This window comes from Pseudomonas sp. E6002, assembly GCF_013385565.1.
GTDB lineage: Bacteria > Pseudomonadota > Gammaproteobacteria > Pseudomonadales > Pseudomonadaceae > Aquipseudomonas.
Window position 1 is genome coordinate 1 of record NZ_JACAPT010000004.1, and the last position, 14,801, is coordinate 14,801.

Below are 14,801 nucleotides of genomic sequence, written 5' to 3' on the forward strand. Positions count from 1 at the left end.
CCAAAGCCGGAGTGAGGGCACTCCGAGCCTAAGCGAGGAGCCGAGTGGTGGGGCAAGAGCGTTTTGCTTACTTTTGCGCTTTTCAAAAGTGAGCCGCTGTAAGAGCGGAACCATAGGCCGCCGTTACCCAAATAACGGATATGCCCCCTCAAATCCCCCGCAACGCCAACATCGCCAGATACAGCAGCACCACCCCACAAGCCCCATAGCTAACCCTCTGCCACATGGGCGAAGCATTCCGCCGCAGCAAGTTGACCAACCCCGCAATCAAAAAGCACGACAACACCGACGCCAGCATAAACCCCGCAAAAAACATCAACGTCTGCCCATGGCTAGGCGCCGCCCCGACTATCCCCGATAACGCACTCCCCAGCGCCCCCCAATAGACAATGTTCTTCGGATTGGCCAGGGAAATCGCCGCCCCCACCACCAGCGCATTCTGCCCGGACCTGGCCGGCGCACTCCCGGCCTCTGGCAAGTGCCAGGCATCCATCAGGCTGCGAATCCCGAGCCAGGCCAGATACAGCCCACAAACGGCCGTCAGCGGCACCCGCACCGACTCATGCTGGATCAACAACGCCATGCCCGTAAGCCCGATCACCGCCCACACGGCATCGCCCACCAGCGAACCGATCTGCACCAACAGCGCAGGGGTAAACCCATGCAGCAGCCCACGGCGCAGCGTCTCCGCCAGCACCGCCCCCGGCGACAGGCAAAACACAAACCCAAACACCAGCGCCGAAAAAAAGATCGTCAACATGCCTGCCTTCCTTCAAGTGATGGCCGGCATTTTAGGGAAGGGTGTGTAAGTCGTCTTGAACCAGATTGCGCTTTTCAGCCCTTGAGCACGCGTTGATAGCGCCCCGGTGTGATCCCGTAGGCCGCCCGGAAATGCCGATTCAGATGGCTCTGGTCAGCAAACCCCAAGGCATGGGCAACCTGCGACGCCGCAACGCCTGAGCGCAACAGCCCCTTGGCGCGCCGGGTACGCAGTTGCATCGCCCACTGGCGTGGACTCAGCCCGGTTTCTTTCTGAAAAGCCCGCAGAAGATGGAATTTCGACAGGCCCAACTCGTCACCAAGGGTCTCGAGTGCCACCGCCTGGTGCAGGTTTTCAGCCAGCAATTCCTGGGCCTTGATCACCAACCCGCGTCCCACCGCAGTGCTGCCAGGCAAGCGGACGCCGCTGCAACCGACGACTTCGCCGAGCAGCACCACCAGGGCTTCCTCACTCAGCTCCCGGGCCAGCGGATCGACACTCAACGCACCTTCAATCGCCCCGGCGAGTTTCATCGCCAACGCCGGCTGGAAGCACAGCGAACGGTCGAACTCCAGGTGCGCCAGGCCCAGATCAGCCGCCAATTGCTCGGCAGTCGCATACAAGCTGACAAACCGCCACGGCTGCCCTTCGGCCGCGCCTCCGCCTTGAATCTGCCCCGGGTTGTAGAGGGTGATGCTGCCGGGGCCGGCCTCGAAGGTGCGACGATCCAGCCACACCTGTTCCTCGCCGAGCAGGTTGACGCCGATCACGCATTCATCATGGCTGTGGCGGGCAAATGTCAGGCCGGTGCAGGCGGTGCTGCTGACTTCGTAGTTGCCCAGCCAGGCGTGCTGCATGGAACTCATTGAGGGGGCTCGCTGTGACCGTTGCCCGCGAGCATACGCCGGAAAAGACCTTCAGATCGACTACTCGCCCGGCTCTTCGGTTACGGCGTGGCGATGCGATCAAGCTCGGCCTTGATTTCGATGGGACTGAGGCTGGCGAACGGAATCTCGAAAAAAGCCCGGCAGCGCCGTTCAATGATTTCCAGGGTGGCGCGGAACGCGGCGTCGACCTGGGCTTCATCGCCTTGAACATCCGACGGGTCCTCCAACCCCCAATGTGCCTTCATGGCCGGGCCGAAATACACTGGGCAAGCTTCTCCAGCAGCCTTGTCGCACACGGTGACGACGATGTCCGGCGGGCTGCCTTCAAAGGCGTCGTTGCCCTTGCTGTACAAGCCTTCGGTGCTGATGCCGGCGGCCTTCAGCGTGGTCAGGCTGCGTGGCAGCACCTGGCCCTTGGGGAAACTCCCGGAGCTGATGGCCTGGAAACCGTCCGGCGCCAGATGGTTGAACAAGGCTTCCGAAAGAATGCTGCGGCAGCTGTTGGCGGTGCACATGAACAGGACTTTCATCAAGCGAACTCCGTCAGAAACTCAGGCGCAAGGCCAGGGCGGCGAGGGTGATCAACAGTACCGGCAGGGTCAGCACGATCCCGACCTTGAAGTAGTAACCCCAGGTGATGGTGATGCCTTTGCGTGCCAGGATGTGCAGCCAGAGCAAGGTCGCCAGGCTGCCGATAGGGGTGATTTTGGGGCCGAGGTCGCTGCCGATCACGTTGGCGTAGATCATCGCGTCCTTGACCACGCCCACGGCGTGGCTGGCCTCGATGGAGAGCGCGCCGATCAGCACGGTTGGCAGGTTGTTCATCGCCGAAGACAGCAGCGCGGTGAGTACACCGGTGCCCAAGGCCGCGCCCCATACGCCATAGCTTGCGAAGGTGTCGAGCCAGGTCGCGAGGTAGTCGGTCAGCCCGGCATTACGCAGGCCGTAGACCACCAGGTACATGCCCAGGGAGAAAATCACGATCTGCCAGGGCGCTTCCTTCAGCACCTTGCGGGTGGAGATTTTGTGGCCCTTGGCGGCGATCACCAGCAGTAATATGGCGCAGGCGGCAGAAATTGCACTGATGGGAATGCCCAGCGGTTCCAGGGCAAAGCAGCCCACCAGCAGGATGCCCAGCACCCACCAGCCGGCGCGGAAGGTGGCGCGGTCGTGGATCGCACTGGCGGGGTCATCGAGGTCGGCCGGGTCGTAGGTTTGCGGAATGTCCCGGCGGAAAAACCACAGCAATACGGCGAGGGTCGCGGCGACGCTCACTAGGTTTACCGGCACCATCACTGCAGCGTATTCGTTGAAGCCGATCTTGAAATAGTCGGCCGAGACGATGTTCACCAGGTTGGAGACCACCAGCGGCAGGCTCGCGGTGTCGGCGATAAACCCGGCGCCCATGACGAACGCCAGGGTGGCTGCCGGGGAAAAGCGCAACGCCAACAGCATCGACATCACGATGGGCGTGAGGATCAGCGCCGCGCCGTCGTTGGCGAACAAAGCCGATACCAGCGCGCCCAGCAGCACCATGTACGCGAACAGTCGCCGACCGCGCCCACGGCCCCAGCGCGCCACATGCAAGGCAGCCCAGGCGAAGAAGCCCGCCTCATCCAGCAGCAGGCTGATGACGATCAGCGCGACGAAGGTCCCGGTGGCGTTCCAGATGATGTGCCACACCACCGGGATGTCGGCCAGGCTGATAACCCCACAGGCCAGGGCCAGGATCGCACCCATCGTGGCGCTCCAGCCCACGCCCAGGCCCTTGGGCTGCCAGATGACCAAAATGATGGTGAACAGAAAGATAGCAACGGCTACAAGCATGAAAAGCTCTCCGCAGGATCAGCAGCAGGCGCTGGCCCGTTGTGGTCGGTCACCCATGGTTTCCAGACGCTGGGCGTCTGTTTTTAACCAGGCTTGGTTGGCTTGCAGGGTGGTGTCGAGCACTGCCGTCACCCACTCCGGCAAGGCCGGGTTGAGGCGGTAATAAATCCACTGGCCCTGGCGACGGTCCAGCAGCAACCCGCAACTGCGCAGTTGCGCCAGGTGGCGGGAGATTTTCGGCTGGCTGTCGTCCAGAGCATGGATCAATTCGCACACGCAAAGTTCGCCTTCACGCAGGATCAACAACGTCAGCCTGGCGCGGGTGGCGTCGGCCAGGCATTTGAAGACGTTGGGCGGGGAGAAAAGATCTGACATGGTCAGTGCCTTGATATATATGGAAATACGAATATACGGATTTCCATATGTATTGGTCAAACCTTGTTTCGATTGACCTGCGTCAAGTGCCCGACAATCGATGACAAGTGGTTGAAATTAAACTGAAACACAAATGTCCTAAAGTGCCTGCCCATTGGTGATGAAGGAAGAAAACGTGTGACCCGTGCCACTCGCAACCTGCGCAAGACCCTGGATTCCGTCGCGGACAATAACGAAACCGCGGCCTTTGACCTGATGCGCGCCGTCGAAAAGCTCAGCGATGAAGTGCTGCGCCAGCGCCTGCTCAATACCATCCACCGGCTCAACCAGGACGCCCACGAACTGCGCGAAGCCCGGGACGCGGTGGAGCGGGTGTCGGTCAAACTGGCTTGAGCACGATCGTTCAAGACAATCCCTGATACCGCTGGCATGCTTGTCGACTGACTGTCGATGAGCTTGTTGTGTATGCCTAACGCTCTGCCTCTGAACGCCTTTTCCCGTGGCGCGATTGCGATCATTCCATTGTCCCTGGCGTGTGCGCCGTGGGGATTGCTGGCCGGTTCGACTGCAATTGATGCCCAATTCACGCCGCTGGAAGCCCAGGGGCTGTCGACCATCGTGTTTGCCGGTGCCGCACAATTGGTGGCCATCGGCATGGTCAAGAGCGGCGCCAGCCTGATTTCGATCCTGCTGACCACCTTGCTGCTGACCTCCCAGCATTTGCTCTACGGCATGCACATGCGTCCCACGCTGTCGCCGCTCAAGCCAAGGTGGCGCATGAGCCTGGGCTTTTTGCTGACCGACGAATTCTTCGCCCTGGTCAGCCAGTACGACCGCCAGACCTTCAATCGCTGGTACGCCCTGGGCGTCGGCCTGACGTTCTATATCATCTGGAACGTCTTTACCTTCGCCGGCATCGTGCTCGGCAAAAGCATTCCCGGGCTGGATCAACTGGGCCTGGAATTCTCGATCGCAGCGACCTTTATCGCCCTGATCACCCCGGTAGTGCGCGACGTGCCGACCATCGTCTGCGTAGCCGTGTCGTTGCTGTGCTCGGTTTGGCTGAGCTACCTGCACTGGGAATCGGCGGTGGTGGTGTCCGGTGTGTTGGGGATGAGCGCAGGGTTTGCCTGCAAGCGGCTGGGAGTAGGGCAGCAATGATCTTCGTGATGATTTTTGGCATGGGCCTGATCGTGTTTCTCAACCGCTACCTGTTTCTCGAGCCGCGCCTGCCGGTGCGCCTCAATCGCGGGGCGCGGGAGTTTCTCGGGTTTGCCGTACCGGGGATGCTCACCGCCATCTGCGGCCCGATCATTTTCCTGGCTGATCACAAGCTCAACCTGAGTGTGGGCAACCCCTACCTGCTGGCCGGAATCAGCGCCGTGGCGTTGATGTTCTGGACCCGTAGCGTGCTGATCACCGTGTTGCTGAGCATGGCGCTGTTCTATCTGTTCCGCTGGCTGCTCTGACCAACAAACTCCTGCTACGGGGGGAGCAAAACCAAGGCAAAAAAAAGCCTGCGGGAGGGCAGGCTGGAAGGGAGACTTCTTAAAAATGAGCCTGCCGACTATAGGCGGCGAGGTCTTCCTTCACAGTGAAACAAAGTTCATGAATCTGTCAGCTATTCGATAACCGGGGCGGCGGCTTTCTTGTTGGCTTTCGCCTCGGCCGCCAGGCATTCCAGGGCAAACTGCTCGGTGTAGGTCATCTGGATCGGGGTGCTTTCGCCCTTCACGGTGCGCTCGCCGTCAAGGATGTAGCGGATGCGCTTGTCGGTCACGCCGATGCGTTTGGCGATCCACGAAGGCGTCTGGCCGATGCGGCTGATCAGCTTGTCGGCGTAGTCGGTGGAGGGGTTGTAGCGCTCGGCATTGGGTGTCATGGGGTTTCCGGGTAAAAGCGGGTTCGTAAGTAGGCGGCAGGGTGACGCAATAATCCTTCGGTGTCGCCTGCTAATGGTACAGTCGCGTTTTTTCCAAGGAAGCTTCGGTATGCGGATGGTGGTAATTGGCGCTTTGGTCCTGGCATCGCTGGCCGGTTGCGCGGGCTCGAAGATGAAAGAGGCGCGTACCGGCGCGCCCTACAAAACCCTGGCCTCGGACAAGGCTCCGCTGGTGGTTGCCCAGTGCATCCAGTTCGGCTGGCAGGATGAAGCGGTGTTCGGGGTGGATGCCGGTGGTTTCATGGAGCCTGCACAGGCTGGTGGCTTCACCATCTACACCACGGCAGGTGACTATTTTGTCGACGTGCGCAGTGCCGGCGCCGGCGCCTCCGTCAACTATTACGCGGCCCAGGATGACTATCCGGCCAAGCGCCGCCTGGCGGCACTGGCGACCTGCCTGTAATCCATTCCGTTAGAAAAGTTCAGAAATGCCCTGCGGACAGTCCCGCAGGCATTGTTTTAGTATTTTCCCGCTCACCCGGCGTGACGGCTCTTTACCGGTACAGGGATGTCGAGGCCGGAGCGTCGGGAGGGCAACTGTTTTCTAGCGGGGCATGTACCCCAGGTGCCAGCGCCGCGGAATCTTCAGCGACACCAGCCCCAACAGCGCCGACAGCACCCCGCTGACCAGCAGCGCACGAATCCCCATGTGGTGCTCCAGCAACGCACCGATCACCGCACCCACAAACATCCCGGCCCACGGGATCAGTTGCACGCGCCAGCCGTTGCGGCGTTCACCGAGCATCCAGCGGCCCAGCCCGCGACCAAAGCGTGACAGCGCCCCGGTGACATAGGTAAGCCCCACGGGCAACCCGTTCACTTCTTCGACGGCGGCATTCAGCATGCCCATGGCGATGATCGCTGCCAGCAACGCCGGCAATTGATCGGCGAACGGCCAGGCCGCAGCCCCGCACAGCAGGGTGGCGATGCACAGCAACAGGGGCAGGGCGTGGCGCCGGCTGACGCGGCTGACCATCACGCCCAGCGCATTCCCGGCGATAAACGTCGCCACCAGCAACGTCAGGCGCCCGGTAAGGCCCAGGTCGCCTTCGCTGATCGCCACGGCGAGGCGCGTGGTGTTGCCGCTCATGAACGACACAAAATCCCCGCTGGCCATGAAACCAATCGCATCGGTCATGCCCGCCAGCACGGAAAGGCTGGCCACCAGCAGCAACCCGACACGCCCGCGCCATTTGTGGCGATGCAGCAAGGCGGCGTTGGTGTAGGGCTTCAGGGATGAAGGCAGCATGGGGCCGGGTTCCTCGGTGAGATTATCCGGCCACTACCGTAGGGCGCTTCGTGCTCCGCTGCAATGACTTGGCGCACTTACAGGCGTTCGGCCAGTTGCTCCAGAAACATCGCCAGCCCGACTTCCTCGGCTTTCAAGCCTTTGCGCACTCGGGGCTTGGGCAGTTTCGCCAGTTCGCCCAGGCTGAAATGCTCCAGCACCGCCGGGTGGATGTAGCACTTGCGACACACCGCCGGCGTGTTGCCCAGTTGCTTGGCAACGTTCTTGACCATCTCCACCACATGTTTCTTGGCGTCGGATTCCGGCTGCCACTCAAGCTCGCGCAGCACTGCCAGCGCCAGGGCGCTGCCGGCCCAGGTGCGGTAGTCCTTGGCGGTAAAATCCGCGCCGGTCAGGGTGTGCAGGTAGGCATTCACATCGGTGGAACTGACGGTATGGCGCTCGCCGTTCTCGTCCAGGTACTGGAACAGGTTCTGCCCCGGCAACTCCAGGCAACGCTTGATCACCGTGGCCAGGCGCCGGTCCTTGACGCTGATCTGGTGCTCGATGCCGCTCTTGCCGCGAAACTGGAACAGGATCTCACTGCCCTTGATATCCACATGGCGGGTGCGCAGGGTGGTCAGGCCGTAGGAGCGGTTGTCGCGGGCATATTGGGTATTGCCGACGCGGATCAGGGTGGCGTCGAGCAGCAGCACCACCGTGGCCAGGACCTTTTCCCGATTGAACCCGGGCGCCTCGATCTGTGCTTCCAACTGTTTGCGCAACTTGGGCAGCGCGCTGCCGAACTGTTGCAGCCGGGAGTATTTGTCGGTGTCGCGCACCTCGCGCCAGCGCGGGTGGTAGCGGTACTGCTTGCGCCCCCGGGCATCCCGCCCGGTGGCCTGCAGATGGCCGCGCGGGTCGGCGCAGATCCACACATCGGTATAGGCCGGCGGCACTGCCAGTGCGTTGATGCGTTTGATTTCGTCGGCATCGGTTATGCGTGTGCCGTCGGCCTTGAAGTATTGGAATTTGCCCCGCAGCTTTTTGCGGGAGATCCCGGGCTGGGTATCGTCGACGTAATGCAGGTCGCGGGGCAGGTCGGCAAGCAACGCAGGATCGGGCATGGCGCAAATTCCTTGGCAGGTATTTCTGATTGACCGCAGGGTTTTGCGGTCGTGCCAACAAGTTTGCTCCCCCATAGCAGCTGTCGGGCAGTCAGGCCAGTACCGCCACCGCCTTGATTTGCGCCCACAGCGTCTGGCCGGGATGCAGCTGCAACTGGTCCCGCGAGTAACGGGTGATGCGCGCCAGCAGCGGCGTGCCGGCCGCGTCCAGGCTTACCAGCACGTGGGCTGCGTTGTCCGCCGGGATTTCCTCGGTCACCGTCACCGGCAGGCGATTGAGGATGCTGCTGTGTTCCTCGGCCTGCAGGCTCAAGCTGACGTCCCGCGCCTGGATCTTGAAACGCAACGGTTTGCCCAGCGCCAATGGTGCATGGGCCACGCGCATCTGCAATTGGCTCGCGGGCAATTGCAGGGTGAGCAACTGGTAGTGCGCGTCGTAGGCGCTGACGGTGCCGTTGATCACCACACCGGCGTCGTCGCCCAGGGCCATGGGCAGGTCCAGCCGGGCCAGGGTTTCGCCGATGGGACCGCTGGCCAGGGCCTTGCCGTCGCTGAGCAACACGATGTGATCAGCCAGGCGCGCCACTTCGTCCTGGGCATGGCTGACGTACAGCACCGGAATCTCCAGTTCGTCATGCAGGCGTTCGAGATACGGCAGGATCTCGCTTTTGCGTTTGCTGTCCAGCGCGGCCAACGGTTCATCCATCAGCAACAGGCTCGGGCTGGTGAGCAGGGCGCGGGCGATGCCGATGCGCTGGCGCTCACCGCCGGAAAGGTGCTGCGGATGGCGCTCCAGCAGGTGGCCGATGCCCAATAGTTCGGTGGCGTGGCTCATCTCCACCCGGCGTTGCTGGCGCGGGATGCGCTTGAGGCCGAACTCCAAGTTGGCCAGCACCGACAAATGCGGGAACAGGCTGGCTTCTTGAAACACGTAGCCCAGGGCGCGTTTGTGGGGTGGCACGAACAGTCCTTTGCGGCTGTCTTGCCAGACCTCGTCGTTGATCTGCACGAAACCCTCTTCAGCCCGCTCCAGCCCGGCGATGCAACGCAGGCAGGTGGTCTTGCCGGAGCCGGAATGGCCGTACAGCGCCGTCACCCCGCGACCGGGCAGGTGCAGGTCGACGTCCAGGGCAAACCCGGAATACTTCAGTTGCAGGCGTACCTCGATCATCGACATCAGCTCCAGCCCGCCTTGGTTTTACGGCTGGAGTAGAGCGCCAGCAACACCAGGAAAGAAAACACCACCATGGACCCGGCCAGCCAGTGGGCCTGGGCATATTCCATGGCTTCGACGTGGTCGTAGATCTGCACCGAGACGACCCGGGTCTTGTTGGGAATATTGCCGCCGATCATCAGTACCACGCCGAACTCGCCGACGGTGTGGGCAAAACCGAGAATCGACGCGGTGATAAACCCTGGGCGCGCCAGGGGCAGGATCACCGTGAAAAAGGTGTCCCAGGGATTGGCCCGCAAGGTCGCGGCCACTTCCAGCGGGCGAGTGCCGATGGCGGAGAAGGCGTTTTGCAACGGCTGCACCACGAACGGCATCGAATAGATCACCGAGCCAATCACCAACCCGGCGAAGCTGAAGGTCAGGGTGCCCAGGCCCAGCCATTGGGTGAACTGGCCGAAGTAGCCATTGGGGCCCATGGTCAGCAGCAGGTAGAAGCCGATCACCGTGGGTGGCAACACCAACGGCAAGGCCACCACCGCGCCAATGGGGCCGCGCCACCACGAGCGGGTGCGCGACAGCCACAGGGCTATCGGAGTGCCGATGACCAGCAGGATGACCGTGGTCAGCGATGCCAGTTTCAGGGTCAACCAGATCGCGGAAAAATCGGCACTCGACAGCGGCATTTACAGCTCGTAACCGTAGGACTTGATCACCGCGGCGGCTTTCGGACCCTTGAGGTATTCAACCAGGGCCTTGGCGGCGGCGCTGTCCTTGCCCTTGTTGAGGATTACCGCGTCCTGCTTGATCGGGTCATGCATCGAAGACGGTACGATCCAGGCCGAACCGCTGGTGACTTTGCCGTCCTTGTAGATCTGCGACAGCGCTACAAAACCCAGTTCGGCGTTGCCGGTGGAGACGAACTGATAGGCCTGGGTGATGTTCTGGCCTTCAACGAGCTTGTCCTTGACCTTCTCGGTCAGGCCTTCCTTCGCCAGCACCTGGGTGGCGGCCAGGCCATAAGGCGCGGCTTTCGGGTTGGCGATGGACAGGTGCTGGAACTGGTTTTTCTTCAGCACTTCGCCCTTGCCATCGACGTAGCCTTCCTTGGCCGACCACAGTGCCAGGGTGCCGACCGCGTAGGTGAAGCGCGAGCCCTTGACGGTGTCGCCTTCGGCTTCGAGCTTCTGCGGGGTGGTGTCGTCGGCGCTGAGGAACACTTCAAACGGCGCGCCGTTCTTGATCTGGGTGTAGAACTGGCCGGTAGCGCCGTAGGCAGCGACCAGTTTATGGCCGGTGTCTTTTTCAAAGTCGGCGGCAATCGCCTGGATCGGTGCGGTGAAGTTGGCAGCCACGGCCACCTGTACTTCATCGGCATTCGCCGAGGAGAAGCCAAACGCGGCGATCAGGGTAGCGAGGGCCGTGGGGGCCAGGCGTGAGGCGCGAATCATCATCAAGAAGCTCCTTGGGGTTTGCGGCTTGTTATAGGCAGAAGGGGACTACCGCTATGTATGGGAATATATAGCGGTTGGCCACTGCCGGTACAGCGCAAAGTTGTCCCGGGAGTTCAGGTTCAGCGTCGGCCGAGTTTTTCCAGGGTTTGCGCGGCCAGTTCGAGCGTCAGGTCATAGCTGGAGATGTCTTTGCCGAGGCGCAGCGCCTGGCCCGACCACAAGTTGCTGAAGCCGGCTTCGTCCTTGGCCTTGAGCGGCATCAACGCACCGCCGGACAGCGGGAACGCCGGCGCCGTGGGGTTGATCGCGCCCAACTCACGCATTACGCGGTTGATGATGCCCCGCGCCGGGCGCCCGGTGAACAGGTTGGTCAGCGCGGTTTCACTGGCCTGGGCAGTGCGCAAGGCGTGGTGGTGTGACTTCGAGACGGTGGCCTCGGGGGTAAACAGGTACGCGGTGCCAATCTGCACCGCTGACGCGCCAAGGGCGAAGGCCGCGACAATGCCCCTGGCATCCCCGATGCCGCCGGCCGCAATCACCGGCACGCGCACGGCATCGACAACCTGTGGCACCAGGGCCATGGTGCCGATCTGGCTATTCAGGTCGTCGCTGAGGAACATCCCGCGATGGCCACCGGCTTCGCTGCCCATGGCGATGATTGCATCGCAGCCGTGCTGTTCCAGCCAGATGGCTTCTTCGACGGTGGTAGCCGACGACAGCACTTTCGCCCCGGTGGCCTTGACCCGGTCCAGCAGGGATTTTTCCGGCAGGCCGAAGTGAAAGCTCACCACTTCCGGGCGGAATTCTTCCACCACTTCACAGGCGGCGTTGTTGAACGGTGCGCGGTTGGAGACGGGCGTCGGCGCGTCAAAATCGGCGCCCAGCTCGCGGTAGTAGGTTTCCAGCAGGTTCTTCCACTGAAGGTCGCGGTGAGCATCCGGCGTCGGTGGCTGATGGCAGAAGAAATTTACGTTCAGCGGCCGCGAACTGGCCTGGCGAATCGTGGTGAGTGCTTCGCGCAGTTGCTCGATGCTGAGCGCCGCCGCCGGCATTGAACCGAGGGCGCCGGCCTGATTGGCCGCAATCACCATAGCCGTGCTCGTGGCATTGGCCATGGGCGCCTGAATGATCGGTAACTCGATGCCCAGCAGGTCAAGAATTCGGGTGTCTGGCCAGGTGCTCATGGGACGCTTCTCCAACGGTGGAATGCTGTTCCGTCGTTTTAGCAGGGCCAGGCAGCACCAGGCCAGTCTGTATTATTCACTGGACGAATCCAGTGTTTCATGGGCGGTTATCAGTTGATGGCGTCGCCCAGTACTGCATGAATCCGTTGGGCAATGTGCGCGGCGTGGGTTTCCAGGGCGAAGTGGCCGGTGTCGAGTAATTCCACCACGGCGTTGGGGTTGTCGCCTTTGTAGGCATGGGCGCCCGGCGGGATGAAGAAGGGATCGTTCTGGCCCCAGATCACCAGCGCCGGCACTTGCGTGGCCTTGAAAAACGCCTGGAACGCCGGGTACAGCGTCAGGTTGTTGCGGTAGTCGAGGAACAGGTCCAACTGGATCTCGTCATTGCCGGGACGCTGCATCAGGAGCACGTCGAGCATGTAGGACTCCGGCGCCACCAGCTCCGGTTGCGACACGCCATGCAGGTACTGATAACGCGTGCCTTCCAGGCTGATGACCGCGTTGCGGATCACCTCGCGATTGGCCTGGCTCGGCTCGGCCCAGTAGGCCCGGATCGGATCCCAGGCGTCACCCAAACCTTCCAGGTAAGCATTGCCGTTTTGCGATATCAGCGCGCTGACCCGTTCCGGGTGGGCCACGGCGAGGCGCAGGCCCACCGGTGCGCCGTAGTCGAACACATAGAGGGCATAGCGACTGAGGTTCAGGGCGTCGACGAAGTGGCCAACGGTGATCGCCAGGTTATCGAAGCTGTAGTGGTAATTACGTTCGGCGGGGACTTCAGTGAAGCCGAAGCCTGGCAAGTCCGGGGCGATGATCCGGTAACGGGTGGCAAGCAGCGGGATCAGGTCACGGTACATATGGGACGAACTGGGAAAGCCATGCAGCAGCAACAACACCGGCGCGGAGGGGTCGCCGGCTTCACGGTAGAAAATGCGCACACCATCGGCATCAACGTGCTGATAGCGAACAACCGGGGCTGAAATCGACATGATCGTAGTCCTCTTTGTAACTGGTTAAATTGATTTGTTGGGTTACTGGTTTTGCAGGCTGCACTTGAAAATGTAACCTGTCAAATTAATTTAATGGGTTACTGATTGACGAATTTAGTAACTATTCAAAAGCGAAATCAGCGGTTACGATGGCGCGGACTTGAAGAGGATTCGCCATGCCCGCCATCACCCCATCCCCATTGGAACCCTACGTCCTGGCTGATCATCCCGTGCTGGACATGCTCAATACCCGGGCGAATGTCGACGGTGTGCCCTTTGAATTCTGGCAAGGCGATGCCGATGTCGAGCGCTGGCTGGTGCGGCTTGGCTGGGCCGAGGAGGGCGCAGTACCGGTATTTGAGGAGGGGGCACTGCTGGACGCGGCGCGGGGATTGCGGGAAGTGATCCGCGTGTTACTGGAACAGCGCAAGGCCGGCCAGCAGGGCGATCCCGGCGCGCTGAATGCGTTCCTGCGCAAGGCGGTCAGTCACCCGCAACTGGCTTGGCCGGCGCCTGGCGAGTTGCGGCTGGAGCGCCAGCGCAAGGTGCAGACTGCCGAGCAGTTCCTGGCGCCGATTGCCGAGGCCGCCGCGACGTTACTGGTGGAAGGGGATTTCGGCCTGATCCGCACCTGCGAACATCCCGAGTGCGTGCTGTGGTTCTACGACCGCACCAAGGGCCACAAGCGCCGCTGGTGCAGCATGGCGCTGTGTGGCAATCGGCATAAGGTGGCCGAGTTTCGCAAGCGCAAACTGGTGTAGACGTCCTCAGGATTCTGCCGGGCTTTCGCGCTCCAGCAACTGCCGCTTGCGCTCGACACCCCAGCGGTAGCCCGACAGATTGCCGTCGGCGCGCACCACGCGATGGCAGGGAATCGCCACCGCCAGGCTGTTGGCACCACACGCCTGGGCCACGGCGCGATAGGCGGTCGGCGCGCCGATGCGCTGGGCGATCTCGGCGTAGCTGGCGGTGCACCCCACCGGGATTTCCCGCAAGGCTTGCCACACGCGTTCCTGAAACGCAGTGCCGCGCAAGTCCAGGGGCAAGTCCAGGCCCAGGGCCGGCGCTTCGATAAAGCCCACCACCTGGGCGATCAATTGTTCGAAGTCGTGATCGGCACCCAGCAGATTGGCGCGGGGAAACTGGTCCTGCAGGTCGCGCACCAGTTTGTCCGGGTCATCCCCCAGCAGGATCGCGCACACACCGCGATTGCTCTGGGCCACCAGAATGGCGCCCAACGAGCATTGGCCAACGGCAAAGCGAATATCCGTGTTGGTGCCGCCGGCTTTGTAGTCGCGGGGCTTCATGCCGAGCAATTGGTCGGCAGCCTCATAAAAGCGGCTGTTGGAATTGAAGCCGGCGTCGTACAGCGCATTGGTCACCGAGTGCTGGTCCTTGAGGCCGTCGCGCACCTTGCGCGAGCGATGAGCGCTGCCGTAGCGCTTGGGCGTCAGGCCGGTCACCGCCTTGAACACCCGATGAAAATGGAACGGGCTCAAGCCGGCGAGGGCGGCCAGATCTTCAAGGGGCGGCAGGGTTTCGGCCTGTTCGATGTGCCGACAGGCCGCTGCCACCAGTTGCGCATGGCGTGCGGCCACCTGGGTCTGGTCCCCCGACGCGCGCTTGTTGGGCCGGTAGCCCGCCGCTTCAGCCTGTTGCGGGGTGTCGAAGAACTCGACGTTCTCCGGGCGCGGCCGCCGCGCGGAACTGCTGGGGCGACAGTACACACCGGTGGTTTTCACACCATAGACGAAGGTCAAGTCGGCCTTGGCGTCACGGGCGACAATCGCGGCCCAGCGGGGGTCTTGTTCGGTGGCGTGGCGCGCGGTCATGGTGGTGGCTCCTGGTTGAAGAATG

The 14,801-nt window shown here is 62.1% G+C and carries 19 protein-coding genes; 5 read left to right on the plus strand and 14 right to left on the minus strand.

Going from position 1 to position 14,801, the window contains the following annotated elements:
• Positions 1-148: 148 nt before the first annotated feature.
• The 5 genes from HX815_RS04295 to HX815_RS04315 all read right to left on the minus strand — a co-directional run bounded on the left by HX815_RS04295 (position 149) and on the right by HX815_RS04315 (position 3,849).
• A complete protein-coding gene (locus tag HX815_RS04295) occupies positions 149-760 on the minus strand; it encodes a LysE family transporter (RefSeq protein WP_177023094.1) in 612 nt (203 codons plus the stop codon).
• Between the two features lie 74 nt (positions 761-834).
• Positions 835-1,626 (minus strand): AraC family transcriptional regulator, encoded by a 792-nt coding sequence (locus tag HX815_RS04300; protein ID WP_023658815.1) that lies wholly within the window; start codon positions 1,624-1,626, stop codon positions 835-837.
• A gap of 80 nt (positions 1,627-1,706) precedes the next feature.
• Complete coding sequence (locus HX815_RS04305; RefSeq protein WP_087693911.1) at positions 1,707-2,177, minus strand: arsenate reductase ArsC; 471 nt, start codon at positions 2,175-2,177, stop codon at positions 1,707-1,709.
• Positions 2,178-2,190: 13 nt separating this feature from the next.
• On the minus strand, positions 2,191-3,474 hold the full coding sequence (locus HX815_RS04310) for an arsenic transporter (protein ID WP_003212605.1): 1,284 nt from the start codon (positions 3,472-3,474) through the stop codon (positions 2,191-2,193).
• Positions 3,475-3,492: 18 nt separating this feature from the next.
• Positions 3,493-3,849 (minus strand): metalloregulator ArsR/SmtB family transcription factor, encoded by a 357-nt coding sequence (locus HX815_RS04315; RefSeq protein WP_003212604.1) that lies wholly within the window; start codon positions 3,847-3,849, stop codon positions 3,493-3,495.
• A gap of 177 nt (positions 3,850-4,026) precedes the next feature.
• Here HX815_RS04315 and HX815_RS04320 point away from each other — a divergent pair, with 177 nt between their 5' ends.
• The 3 genes from HX815_RS04320 to HX815_RS04330 all read left to right on the plus strand — a co-directional run bounded on the left by HX815_RS04320 (position 4,027) and on the right by HX815_RS04330 (position 5,318).
• Positions 4,027-4,242, plus strand: coding sequence for a hypothetical protein (locus HX815_RS04320; protein WP_003212603.1), 216 nt, complete (start codon positions 4,027-4,029; stop codon positions 4,240-4,242).
• Between the two features lie 72 nt (positions 4,243-4,314).
• Positions 4,315-5,010, plus strand: a complete 696-nt coding sequence (locus tag HX815_RS04325; RefSeq protein WP_003212602.1) for an AzlC family ABC transporter permease — start codon at positions 4,315-4,317, stop codon at positions 5,008-5,010.
• The gene (locus HX815_RS04330; RefSeq protein ID WP_008432487.1) at positions 5,007-5,318 is read left to right on the plus strand and encodes an AzlD domain-containing protein; all 312 of its coding nucleotides are present in this window, start codon (positions 5,007-5,009) and stop codon (positions 5,316-5,318) included. Before HX815_RS04325 ends, HX815_RS04330 begins: the two co-directional genes overlap by 4 nt.
• A gap of 152 nt (positions 5,319-5,470) precedes the next feature.
• Here the strand turns inward: HX815_RS04330 and HX815_RS04335 are convergent, their stop codons facing one another.
• Complete coding sequence (locus tag HX815_RS04335) at positions 5,471-5,731, minus strand: hypothetical protein (RefSeq protein WP_003212600.1); 261 nt, start codon at positions 5,729-5,731, stop codon at positions 5,471-5,473.
• Positions 5,732-5,840: 109 nt separating this feature from the next.
• Here HX815_RS04335 and HX815_RS04340 point away from each other — a divergent pair, with 109 nt between their 5' ends.
• The gene (locus HX815_RS04340) at positions 5,841-6,194 is read left to right on the plus strand and encodes a hypothetical protein (protein ID WP_087693907.1); all 354 of its coding nucleotides are present in this window, start codon (positions 5,841-5,843) and stop codon (positions 6,192-6,194) included.
• A gap of 141 nt (positions 6,195-6,335) precedes the next feature.
• Here HX815_RS04340 and HX815_RS04345 read toward each other — a convergent pair whose 3' ends face one another.
• The 7 genes from HX815_RS04345 to HX815_RS04375 all read right to left on the minus strand — a co-directional run bounded on the left by HX815_RS04345 (position 6,336) and on the right by HX815_RS04375 (position 12,944).
• Positions 6,336-7,040 carry a YoaK family protein gene (locus HX815_RS04345; protein WP_003212598.1) on the minus strand — a complete coding sequence of 235 codons (705 nt, stop codon included), beginning with the start codon at positions 7,038-7,040 and terminating at the stop codon, positions 6,336-6,338.
• Between the two features lie 77 nt (positions 7,041-7,117).
• Positions 7,118-8,146: a DNA topoisomerase IB gene (locus tag HX815_RS04350; protein WP_008432490.1), complete on the minus strand. Its 1,029-nt coding sequence runs from the start codon at positions 8,144-8,146 to the stop codon at positions 7,118-7,120.
• A gap of 91 nt (positions 8,147-8,237) precedes the next feature.
• Positions 8,238-9,323 carry a molybdenum ABC transporter ATP-binding protein gene (gene modC / locus HX815_RS04355; protein ID WP_177027853.1) on the minus strand — a complete coding sequence of 362 codons (1,086 nt, stop codon included), beginning with the start codon at positions 9,321-9,323 and terminating at the stop codon, positions 8,238-8,240.
• Positions 9,323-10,003 carry a molybdate ABC transporter permease subunit gene (gene modB / locus HX815_RS04360; protein ID WP_177027854.1) on the minus strand — a complete coding sequence of 227 codons (681 nt, stop codon included), beginning with the start codon at positions 10,001-10,003 and terminating at the stop codon, positions 9,323-9,325. Before modB ends, modC begins: the two co-directional genes overlap by 1 nt.
• On the minus strand, positions 10,004-10,771 hold the full coding sequence (gene modA / locus HX815_RS04365; RefSeq protein ID WP_256344303.1) for a molybdate ABC transporter substrate-binding protein: 768 nt from the start codon (positions 10,769-10,771) through the stop codon (positions 10,004-10,006).
• A 119-nt stretch (positions 10,772-10,890) separates the two neighbouring features.
• Positions 10,891-11,955, minus strand: coding sequence for a nitronate monooxygenase family protein (locus tag HX815_RS04370; protein WP_003212593.1), 1,065 nt, complete (start codon positions 11,953-11,955; stop codon positions 10,891-10,893).
• Between the two features lie 110 nt (positions 11,956-12,065).
• On the minus strand, positions 12,066-12,944 hold the full coding sequence (locus HX815_RS04375; protein ID WP_102604916.1) for an alpha/beta fold hydrolase: 879 nt from the start codon (positions 12,942-12,944) through the stop codon (positions 12,066-12,068).
• 176 nt (positions 12,945-13,120) lie between these two features.
• Between HX815_RS04375 and HX815_RS04380 the strand changes: the two genes are divergently transcribed.
• Positions 13,121-13,705 carry an ABATE domain-containing protein gene (locus HX815_RS04380; RefSeq protein ID WP_177027855.1) on the plus strand — a complete coding sequence of 195 codons (585 nt, stop codon included), beginning with the start codon at positions 13,121-13,123 and terminating at the stop codon, positions 13,703-13,705.
• Between the two features lie 6 nt (positions 13,706-13,711).
• Here the strand turns inward: HX815_RS04380 and ada are convergent, their stop codons facing one another.
• Positions 13,712-14,776, minus strand: coding sequence for a bifunctional DNA-binding transcriptional regulator/O6-methylguanine-DNA methyltransferase Ada (gene ada / locus HX815_RS04385; RefSeq protein ID WP_003212590.1), 1,065 nt, complete (start codon positions 14,774-14,776; stop codon positions 13,712-13,714).
• Positions 14,777-14,801: the final 25 nt, after the last annotated feature.